This is a genomic window from Falsihalocynthiibacter sp. CO-5D18, assembly GCF_041205445.1.
GTDB lineage: Bacteria > Pseudomonadota > Alphaproteobacteria > Rhodobacterales > Rhodobacteraceae > Falsihalocynthiibacter > Falsihalocynthiibacter arcticus.
On sequence record NZ_JBGFCF010000105.1, the window covers coordinates 1 to 355 of the forward strand.

Genomic DNA, 355 nt, shown 5'->3' on the forward strand with positions numbered 1-355 from the left:
AAAGGCAGCATTTGCGGCAAGCCGTAGTAGAACAAAAACAGTTGCACAAGCAGCGGCGTCCCGCGAAAGAAGCTTATGAAAAGTCGAACGAATGCGTCCAACACTGGCACCTGAAACACCCGCTCCACCGCCATGACCGACGCAAGGAACAGTGCTACCACCATCCCCACGACTGCCATAAAAAGCGTCAACGGAACATAGCTCAACAATACCGGTAGCAGGTCGAGCATATACGTGAGGTCGAGGGACCGCACGGGTTATTCCACGACGGTGATGTCGGTGCCGAACCACTTCATCGAAATCTCGGTCAGCGTTCCGTTCGCTTTCAAAGTCGTGATTGCCGCGTCAACCTCAT

Annotated in this window: 1 protein-coding gene; it reads right to left on the reverse strand. The window is 53.8% G+C overall.

From position 1 onward, the window contains the following. On the reverse strand, positions 1 to 254 hold a 254-nt coding region (locus AB9F27_RS22130; protein WP_369758236.1), incomplete at its 3' end, for an ABC transporter permease subunit. Between the last annotated feature and the right edge of the window lie 101 nt (positions 255 to 355).